This is a genomic window from Roseovarius sp., from assembly GCF_027019125.1.
Taxonomy (GTDB): domain Bacteria; phylum Pseudomonadota; class Alphaproteobacteria; order Rhodobacterales; family Rhodobacteraceae; genus Roseovarius.
Map to the genome: position 1 here is coordinate 1 of NZ_JALUXE010000015.1, position 1,618 is coordinate 1,618.

Here is a 1,618-nt window from a genome sequence, read left to right on the forward strand (position 1 = left end):
TCCGCCGAACCCGAAGACACCGCCGTCTGATTCAGAGGCACAGGTAAGGAGTACGCGACCCATGAATGACAGCACGTTCGACACCCGCGCCCCTGCTCCCATGATGAGCAGCAAGGACTTCGCCGAGTTCGGCGCACCGAAAACCGTCTATGTGCGCGAGATCGGCCAGGATGATGTCCGCGAAGTGGTCGGCGAGGATACCAAGATCCCGCACGATGCCCGCTTCTTCGCGGTGCACTCGGCCAATGGCACGCGCATGGCCATCGTCGATGACCGCGACGCAGCCTTTGCCGGCGCGCGCCAGTACGACCTCGACCCCGTGAGCGTTCACTGACGAAAGACCGGGCTCACCCGACAAGACAAAAGGCCGCTGCCCCTGTATGGGACGCGGCCTTTTTCATGAATCGTGACCTTAAAGCCGTGCCGGGCAATCAAGCTGCGTGGCTTGCCGCGGGCCGGGTCAGCACCTCGTGGATTTCCTGGGCTGTCGTCGCCGCGCGCAAGGCATTGGTAACGCCCTCATTGCGCAGCAAGCGGGAGATGCGGGCCAGCGCCTTCAGATGGTCGGCACCGGATTCCTCCGGCACCAGCAGCAGGAAGACGAGGTCCACCGGCTCGTCATCCACCGCGTCGAACTCGATGGGCGCATCCAGCCGGGCGAAGAAGCCCTCGAGATGCTCCATGTCTTCCAGGCGCGCATGCGGGATGGCGATGCCATGGCCGACGCCGGTGGAGCCAAGCCGCTCACGCTCAATCAGCGCATCGAAGATGATGCGGGCGTCAATGCCGGAGGCTTCCGCGGCGCGGGTGGCGAGATCCTGAAGCACCTGCTTCTTGCTGCCCGCATGAAAGCTCGCGAAAACGCGTTCGGCCGTAACCAGATCCGAGAGATCCATATCTGCAATGTGGCGGCCCGCGCGGCCCTTCAAGCCTCGCGGTGACGCCCCTTCTACAAAACTGTTGCTACGTGTCTATGTGGCGCGCGCGCAGGCTTTGTCAGCCCTGGCCGCCAAGTTCCACCCAACCGATGTTTCCATCCTCGCGGCGATACACCATGCTAACCGCGTCATTGGACCCGGACTTGAAGAGCAGGAACGGCGCATCCGCCAGATCCATGCGCATCACGGCCTCGCCTACGGAGAGGCGGTGCAGGGTCTTCGTCGTCTCGGCGATGATGACCGGCTGGTCGTCATTGCCCGTATTGTCGCTGGCGGTATCCGTCTCCGCCTCGTCCTCACCGCCGGACAGCACGCGCGCCGGCAGCTCGATTTCCTCCGGCGCCGGGCGCCCTTCGGCGTGATGATCCTTCAGCCGGCGCTTGTGGCGGCGCAGGCGCTTTTCCATGCGGTCGGCGGCACCGTCAAAGGCGGAATAGATCTCGCCCGCGCGCGCCTGGCTCTGCATGACGACACCATGGCCCAGGCGCAGCGTGCAATCGGCCTGGAACTCATGGCCTTCCTTGGAGAACACCACATGGGCGTCGATGGCACGGCCGAGATATTTCTCGGCGGCGGCTTCCAGACGGTCGGTGACATGGACGCGCAGGGCATCCCCCACATCAATATGCTTGCCGGTGACCTGAACCTGCATGGGGCCTCTGATTTTCGTGTTTAGGCGA

General features: G+C 64.0%; 3 protein-coding genes. 1 reads left to right on the top strand and 2 read right to left on the bottom strand.

Annotated features, from left to right (window positions below):
• The first annotated feature begins 61 nt into the window (after positions 1-61).
• Positions 62-334, top strand: coding sequence for a DUF1150 domain-containing protein (locus MVC20_RS06925; RefSeq protein WP_160586952.1), 273 nt, complete (start codon positions 62-64; stop codon positions 332-334).
• A gap of 97 nt (positions 335-431) precedes the next feature.
• Here MVC20_RS06925 and ptsN read toward each other — a convergent pair whose 3' ends face one another.
• Both ptsN and raiA read right to left on the bottom strand, forming a co-directional pair.
• Entirely contained in the window at positions 432-896 is a 465-nt protein-coding gene (ptsN, locus tag MVC20_RS06930) for a PTS IIA-like nitrogen regulatory protein PtsN (protein ID WP_297539731.1), read from the bottom strand.
• Positions 897-996: 100 nt separating this feature from the next.
• On the bottom strand, positions 997-1,618 hold a 622-nt coding region (gene raiA, locus MVC20_RS06935; RefSeq protein ID WP_297539733.1), incomplete at its 5' end, for a ribosome-associated translation inhibitor RaiA.